Consider the following 7,915-nt stretch of genomic DNA (forward strand, 5'->3'; position numbering starts at 1 on the left):
GGAAGGTTCTTGAGGCCTTTAGAGAATAATTTTATACGCAAGCATTTATTCCTTTAACTTTATTTTCGAATAAGAAATTTAGAATGAAAAGGGACTCTCCTCCTATAAAATAGAGAAGGAGGGTAAGTAGACCTAAAAGGTAAGTTTTTTAATTGCTATAACCGTGATTAATTAGCTTTTTAAAGGCGTCTCGCTATATATCTTTTCTACTTGTGAAAATGGCATCATCTGCGTGTCGGCATTTGAGGGTTTACCTGTAGGTATGGCTAGTTTAATCCCTGTAAATCCTTGAAAAGCCATGGCCATTAATCCACTCATCATGAAAGTAATGCCCATTCCTTTAAGAGCGGGGATTACTTTCGAGGTGGCTAGTTTTTCGCGGATAGCGGCAATAAGAGCTATGGCTAACCACCACCCGAGACCTGAGCCAAAAACATACACCAGATTGGGCCAAAAAGGATAATCGCGTGTAACAGCAAAAAGGCAGGCTCCTAGGATGGCACAATTAACGGCAATCAGGGGTAGATAAAGTCCTAAAGACATATATAAAGCGGGAGCAACCTTTTCTATGATGATTTCAAGGATTTGCACAAAGCCTGCAATAACGGAAATAAAAAGTAAAAATTCTAAAAAGTTTAAGTTGATTTGAGAAGCTTCAAGGCCAAAAACAGAAAGCCAGTCGAGAGCTCCTGCACCTGTAACAAAACGATGGACAAACCAATTGAGGATGCCGGAAACAGTGAGGACAAACACAACTGCTAAGCCTAGACCATTGGCTGTTTTTAATTTGGTCGAGCAGGCTAAATAGGTGCACATGCCTAAAAAGTTAGCCAAAAGGAAATTTTCAATAAATACAGCTTGTAAAAGAAGACCTAATAAATTTAAAGGCTCGTAATTTCCCATCCACATAAACTTTTATCCTTCGTTCCTATTGAGGGTGTTAAATACCCAGATCATGCCGCCTATAATAAAAAACGCAGCTGGAGGGCTAACCATCAGAGCAAAATTATCATACCCATTGGGGTGGGTAGCTGTCGCATACCAGCTATAGGGAATAATTTGGTAGCCAAACAGCTGTCCAAAGCCGAACAATTCTCGAATACCACCTACTACCATTAGCACCCATGCATAGCCTAAGCCAGCACCTAGTCCATCCATGAATGCACAGAGGGGTCCTACATTCTTTGCCATACCCTCGGTACGTCCCATGACTATACAGTTAGTAATAATTAGTCCCACAAAAACGCTTAAAACTTTAGAGATGCTAAAAAAATAGGCTTGTAAGAATTGATCAATGATAATTACAAAAACAGAAATGATGGCTAGTTGGGTAATCATACGTACGCTATCGGGAGTAACTTTTCTAAGAAGTGAAACAAATAAGGAAGAAAAAGCGGTGACAAAGGCTACCGAAAGGCCCATGGTGAGTGAGACAGAAAGCCTGTTAGTTACCCCTAAAGCCGAACAAATGCCTAGTACCGCTACTAGGATTTGATTGCCTCCCCAAAGCTGAGAAGTCAAATATGAACGAGCAGATACATTTGTCGATACCATTCGATCTTCCTCCTTAAGCAAAAGACAGCGTTTTTTTTTCATCTACAATTGAATTTTCTTATAATCTTTAATACTATTTGTTTCAAGGGTTGCTTTGCTTATCGTTTATTTTTAAGGCGGCAAGAGAGCCTCTTTATCAGTTATGCATTTTTTCTTGAGAAAGAGAGTAAGTCTGATGAAGCTTAGTAAGAAAGGGACGATAGGGTGCAAGGACATTGCGATAGGCATCGGTGACTCCATTACCTGTAAGAGTAGCACCTGCCATGCCATCAACGGCGCTTTTGGCTTTAGGGATAGTGCCTAAGCTTTCGGCAACTTTGCCTTTGACAACAGTAAGGCCGAGCGGCGCTGACTTAAAATCAGTTTTACCATCAGCATTCTGTTGAAAGATTTGCTTATTAGGGAAAAGACTTTGCCAGTAGGCTTCAGAAATGTTGGCCCCCAAGCCAGGCGTTTCTTTCTGATCATACCAAGAAATGCCTATCACCGTGTTGCCATCAGGTTTGATAGCTAAATAACCATAAATGGCATCCCATAAGCCCAAGCCATTGATAGGTATAACATATCCTTCCGCGGCAGAGTTAATATTGCTCTCTTTATCAGCCGGGTTTGGAAGGATTTTGTAAACCAGCATAAGAGGTAGTTGATAGTAACCCGTTTTGCGGTAAGCCGCAAGATAATCATTGTAGTTGATTTTCTCTTCCTCAAAAGTTTTGATATTACCCTCTTTGTCTACCAGAAAGGGGATTATACGTTTACTATAAATATCAAGCAGTTGGCTTTGGGTAGCCATCTGGGAAGAATTGCTAGGAACTAACCTTCCTTCTTCATAGTTGGCAGAGAGGTAATTCCCTTGAGGGTCTTGTACAAGGAAATAATCCTGGTGATCCAAAAGCTTAGCAGCAATCATCATTTGTTTGCTTCTATCTAGCTCTTTGGCCACTTCTTTAGGCTTTTCTAAGACACTTGCCAAAATCGATAAAATAAGGGCACAGGCAAAACTTAAAACAATCATAAAAAAGATAGTGTAAGTATTGCTCATGGCTTTTTTAGGAACGGATGCGGACACGGCTAATGCTCCTTTTTCTAAAGTGCTTGACGGCATAGTAGTCAAATAAAGGGGCAAAGACGTTGCCTATTAAAATAGCTAGCATTACCCCTTCAGGATAAGCCGGATTGATGACACGGATGACTAAAGTCACCATGCCACAGAAAATTCCGTATATCCATTTGGCAAGAGGAATGGAGGGAGAGGAAACGGGATCAGTCGCCATAAAAACCAATCCAAAAGCAAGCCCTCCCAATAGAAGATGTTTATAGGCGGGAAAACCAAACTGGGCGGCTGTCCATGCTCCCTGGTTAGGGAACAAATAGCTTGAACTTAGCTGAAATAAAAGAGCCGTCCCAAATGCGCCTAGCAGCATTCCTAACATGGTTCTCCATGAACCAATGCCAGTCCATATAAGAAATAGAGCGCCTAAAAGGCAAGCTAAAGTGGAGGTCTCACCTAGGCAACCTAGTTTATTGCCTAGAAAAAAGCTCCAGTCATGATTATTCCCCAGGCCGTAATTTAAGGAAGAGAAGTGATAAGCATCTTCATAATATCCACTGGAAAGACCCAACCCTCCTTCAGCAAGAGGGCTAGTCACAAAGCTTTTTATTTGGTCCATCGTAAGCTGGCCTAGCGTGGCATTTTGATGAGTAAGGGAATTCCATTGATCAAATTGCGTACGAATGGTCTGGATTGTGCTTACATCTGTTCCTATAGTATGGGTAGCAATCGTATCGATATGAATACGTTTAATGTCCTGAGGGACATTAAAAATAGCTAATTTTGTCGCTTGGGAATATCCATCAAAGGCTGTAGTTTGCCCTTCTTGATTCATTTTAAGCAGACTTTCGCGTATGATAGTAGGATTAGAGCCTACCCATACGTCGCCACTCATTTTTCCTGGAAAAGTAAAAAAGAGAAACGCTCGGCATGCGAGTGCGGGATTAACAATATTCATGCCCGAGCCTCCAAAAATCTCTTTACCTAAGACTACACCGGCAGAAACGCCTACCGCTGCCATCCAATAAGGGATAGTGGGAGGAAGGATAAGTACATATAAAATACCTGTAACGAGAAACCCTTCTGAAATTTCATGCTTTCTTACGCAGGCAAAGAAAGCCTCCCAAAAGCCTCCCACTGCATAGGAAAGAAGGGTTAGAGGAAGGAAGATTTTAAGCCCTTCCATAATAATAGGGATATAGCGGCTATCGTATGTAGCAAAAGCCCAATAAGCCTGGAAATTTTTACTTGCCTCTAGATATTCATTCATTAATTTATAGTCGCCGCTACTATAGACATATTTAAGTAAACCGGTGTTCCATATGGCCATCATAATACAGGGCAACAGAGCAATAACCACAAGGATCATCCAGCGTTTAACGTCAATAGCATCTCGGATATGGGGAGCTCGCCTTGTATTCACAGCCGCTTCGTAAAGGAAAGTATCATTCGCATTGATTAAAGGGTGAAGCTTATGAAGAGGCTTGCCTGGTTCAGCAAGCTTTTGGAGGGAACTGAGTAATCGTCTGAGCATATCTATTCCTTGTAAAAATTGGAGGGTACCAAAACTGCAAGAAAAAATTAAATGAAAAAATTTAAATTAACGAAAAGGTGAGAGGAGAATGGCCGCGATAAATTTTTTTTGTAGTATTTTTTGTGTAGTGTTTGTTTATGAGTTGTATGTTAATTAATAGAAAGTTAATTGTCCTCAAAGCCTTTGCTGGCAGGCTAGGTTTTTAAAAAATTATAATTTTTTCATTCCATCTAAACCCTGTAAAAGTTTAATCGGCTAATAGATTTTTGATTGCTAAGTTTTTGATAAAATCGGTAGGCGGTTATGGATAATCCACCTTTTCAGATGCGATTGTTTGGACGTCTGCAAAGTCAATAATACGCACTAATACCTGTATTTTATTTGCTAAGCTTTTTAATTTGCATTTTTTTACTCAGTATCAAAAGGTTGAATAACGCTGCTTCCTGTGACCGCTTACTAAAAGCCGAGTCATCCAGGAGTTGAAAGCAATTTATCTAATTAAAGCTTGGTGGATTAGTTTGATATAAAAAATGTTCGTATTCTTAAGGGGTTAGAGATCATAGGTATTCAGCCACTGGCTCTAAAAGCAGCTAAAACATTAAGCCAAAAAAATTAAATGAGGTTTTGCTTTCTAGGGGTAAAGGGTGTGGTTTTAAGATGGATCGATTAACATTGTGTCTAGGGACTTATGCTTTACACATACTTGCTGATAATTTATAATTTGACTTTTTTACTTTAATCCAGAGGCTAGGAAGAATAGCATGTGCAAAACGCTCTTTAAAAATACAAGAAATAAATTCCTCAATAAATGGGTAAGGGTGTTATTAATAAGTTTAGGGCTCTTTGGTTTAACACGCTTATATTTTAAAATGACCGATGATTTTCGATTATCTAATATTAGCTATAATATGCCTTATCGCCACGAATGGGAAGTTCCCTCTCTGTCTAAAGAGGAGCAACAGCAACTCGATAATATTTTGGATCAAAAATTTTACTATGTTGGAAAAGGGGCTCAGTCCTATGCCTTTAAGAGTGCAGACGATAAATATATTCTCAAGTTTTTTAAATTTAAGCATCTTAAACCTTCTGTTTTTATTTCTCTTATTCCTCCCATAGGTCCGCTGAAAGCTTACAAAGACAAGCAAAGAGAGCGTAAGCATAGGTTATTAAATAGTGTTTTTGATGGCTATCGCTTAGCTTATAACATTCATGCTCATGAGGCCGGTTTAATTTATATACATTTAAATAAGAGTGTTAACTTGCATAAAATTGTGGCTGTTAAAGATAAAATAGGCATAGAGAGGCAGGTCGATTTAGATCAAGTACCTTTTATTCTTCAAGAGAAGGCTAATACGACTCGTGCAGAAATGATGACCCTCATGGGAGCTCAAGATATGTCGGGGGTAAAAAAACGCATCCAACAGATCTTCGATCTTTATCTCTTAGAATATAACAAAGGCATTTACGATAGAGATCATGGCGTCATGCATAATACAGGCTTTGTACAAGATAGGGCTATACATTTAGATGTGGGTAAGCTTACAAAAGATGAGCGCATGAAAAATTCTGCTTATAGTCAGCCAGATTTTTTGCAAGTGGTCCATAAGTTAAACGCATGGTTTAAATTAAACTATCCTGAATACCATTCTACTATAAATGTTTATATGGAGCAGCAAATGCAAAAGATGTTTGAAGAGATTCCTGTAAGATAATGGCCAAGCTTGGCAATATTTTAGCTGCTTTTGTCGATTTTATTTATCCTTTAAGGTGCATGCATTGTGCTACTCCTGTTTGCCATGGTAAAGGGGGCCTTTGCTTTAAGTGTGCTCTTCAACTGACTCTTATAAATATGGAAGAGCGTTGTCCCTGCTGCTTTAGTGCAGAGTATGAACCTGAACATCGTATTTGCTATCTTTGCTTTATGCAACCACCTGTGTTAAAAAAATATGCAGCAGCATTTGATGATCAGGATGTGGCAGCTTCTCTAATAAATAAGCTTAAGTATGCGAATCAACCCTACCTTGCTCAAGGGGCAGCAGCTTACATGGTTTTACAGCTCTTAAATCTAAAATGGCCGTTACCCGATTTAATTGTACCCGTACCCTTAACCTTTACGCAGCGTATCTCACAAGGGTATAATGCAAGCCTTTTATTAGCAGAATCTTTAGGAGAGATAGTGAAGCGCCCGGTGCAATCCCTTTTGTATAAAAGTTTGTGGAATGAGGACTATGAAGGAAAAGCAAAACAGCGAGGAAATTATTTAAATGCCAATTCTTTTTTATTAAAAAAAGAAATTAATGTGCAAGATAAGGTGATTTTGTTAGTAAAAGATAAGGTGCGGACTGGTCATACTTTGAATTGTTGCGCAGAAGTTCTTTATGAAGGATTTCCTAAAGCTATTTATGGGCTTTCGTTCTGTAAATCCATTTAATGTCCCATCACTACGCTTATCTCCTCATTAAAGCTCTTCTTTTATATTCCAAAAAAGCTAATCCCTCTTTAGCAGGTATCAAACATCCTATAGAGCTTTTTTTATTTGCTAAGCAGGGGAGAGTTTAATGGATGTCGTGGGAAAATACTTCAATTAAGGCCAAGCCTTCTAATTTACTGGCTCGCCAAGCTTTGCTAAAAAGTAATCATCCGAAAGGATCAAAAAAAGCAAAAACTCTATTACTTAAGGAAAGAAGAAGAGACCTCATCTAAAAACGTAAGTTATTGTGGATAAGAAAACTCTGTTGTTGAATAGCCTCATCCAAGGAGGCAATAGCACCCATCGAGCGATAAATAGGCTATAAATCATTCCTTGAAAGCCGTGCTCTTCTTGGCGCTCATAGGTTCTTTGCTTACTGCTAGGTAAATCAAATTTTTGCACCAGCATGAGCTTAATACTTTCCTCGAGGCTGAAATGATGTTTTCGCCCAGCTGAATGGATGACCTTATTAAAACCTGTTAGATCCATCAATCAATCGAGAACTAATCCAAAAGCATTATATATAGTTTTTTTATGTTTTAATTCTTTAACTTCGAAGCTAGGGTCAATTTCAAGGCCTTCTTTTTCTAATCCCTAAATAAGCTTATCCGCTAGATTCTTAAGTCGTTGTAAATCTTGTTGGCTTTTGATCATTCCTAAATGAGCAATCGTGCGCTGCTTTACCTTTTTGCCTTCCCTTACACCCTCAACAACTTGCAAAGTGGGATATTTTGCTTTTTTAGATGTCTTCATTCTTATATACATGCACTCCTTTATATCAGCTTTTAATGAGTAGATTAACAATATTTGCATGCACAATACTATAAATTAAAAGCTTTTGATCGTTAGCAACTTAAGTGTTTCGAATGTATGCAACTGTCAAAGTCGGGTGAGAAAGCCGCCATATCTCTGGAGTAAGGGAGGTCAGCTGGTTGCCTTCTAAGTAAAGCTCTTGCAACTGAGAAAGCTGCCCTATTTCTGCAGGAAGAGAGGTAAGTTGGTTGTTTTGTAAGTTAAGCACTCGCAGCTGAGATAACTGCCTGACCTCTGCTGGAAGAGAGGTAAGCTGATTGCTTTTTAAGTCAAGCTTTTGCAGGTGGGAAAGTTGTCCTATCTCAGGAGGAAGGGAGGTGAGCTGGTTGTTGTTTAATTCAAGGTATTGCAGCTGAGAAAGCTGCCATATCTTTGTAGGTAAATGGGTCAAGCCTATTCCAGATAAATATAGATCCGTGGTTTTTTTACAATTTTCTTCAATCCAATCTCTAAAAAGCTCTCCTTTTTTCCTAAAGGCAAATACTTGATTTCT

At 39.0% G+C, this 7,915-nt stretch carries 8 protein-coding genes; 2 read left to right on the forward strand and 6 right to left on the reverse strand.

The features are described from left to right. Positions 1–171: 171 nt before the first annotated feature. From nqrE to DB41_RS00530, 4 genes are all read right to left on the reverse strand, one after another. Complete coding sequence (nqrE, locus tag DB41_RS00515) at positions 172–909, reverse strand: NADH:ubiquinone reductase (Na(+)-transporting) subunit E (protein WP_193365236.1); 738 nt, start codon at positions 907–909, stop codon at positions 172–174. Positions 910–915: 6 nt separating this feature from the next. Next, positions 916–1,554 carry an NADH:ubiquinone reductase (Na(+)-transporting) subunit D gene (nqrD, locus tag DB41_RS00520; protein WP_039383228.1) on the reverse strand — a complete coding sequence of 213 codons (639 nt, stop codon included), beginning with the start codon at positions 1,552–1,554 and terminating at the stop codon, positions 916–918. 136 nt (positions 1,555–1,690) lie between these two features. Continuing rightward, complete coding sequence (gene nqrC / locus DB41_RS00525; protein WP_039383222.1) at positions 1,691–2,623, reverse strand: NADH:ubiquinone reductase (Na(+)-transporting) subunit C; 933 nt, start codon at positions 2,621–2,623, stop codon at positions 1,691–1,693. Further along, positions 2,604–4,139, reverse strand: a complete 1,536-nt coding sequence (locus DB41_RS00530) for a Na(+)-transporting NADH-quinone reductase subunit B (RefSeq protein ID WP_039383224.1) — start codon at positions 4,137–4,139, stop codon at positions 2,604–2,606. The genes nqrC and DB41_RS00530 overlap by 20 nt, the downstream gene beginning before the upstream one ends. A gap of 761 nt (positions 4,140–4,900) precedes the next feature. Between DB41_RS00530 and DB41_RS00535 the strand changes: the two genes are divergently transcribed. Then, entirely contained in the window at positions 4,901–5,851 is a 951-nt protein-coding gene (locus DB41_RS00535; protein WP_052243747.1) for a hypothetical protein, read from the forward strand. Continuing rightward, positions 5,851–6,570: a ComF family protein gene (locus tag DB41_RS00540; RefSeq protein WP_052243748.1), complete on the forward strand. Its 720-nt coding sequence runs from the start codon at positions 5,851–5,853 to the stop codon at positions 6,568–6,570. Before DB41_RS00535 ends, DB41_RS00540 begins: the two co-directional genes overlap by 1 nt. Positions 6,571–7,203: 633 nt before the next feature. On the opposite strand, the gene DB41_RS11520 is transcribed toward DB41_RS00540, so the two are convergent. Both DB41_RS11520 and DB41_RS00550 read right to left on the reverse strand, forming a co-directional pair. After that, the gene (locus DB41_RS11520; protein ID WP_238578386.1) at positions 7,204–7,374 is read right to left on the reverse strand and encodes a hypothetical protein; all 171 of its coding nucleotides are present in this window, start codon (positions 7,372–7,374) and stop codon (positions 7,204–7,206) included. An 88-nt stretch (positions 7,375–7,462) separates the two neighbouring features. Beyond that, positions 7,463–7,915: leucine-rich repeat domain-containing protein (locus DB41_RS00550; RefSeq protein ID WP_162180888.1), on the reverse strand; the 453-nt coding region annotated here is incomplete at its 5' end.

This window comes from Neochlamydia sp. TUME1, from assembly GCF_000813645.1.
Taxonomy (GTDB): Bacteria; Chlamydiota; Chlamydiia; order Chlamydiales; family Parachlamydiaceae; genus Neochlamydia.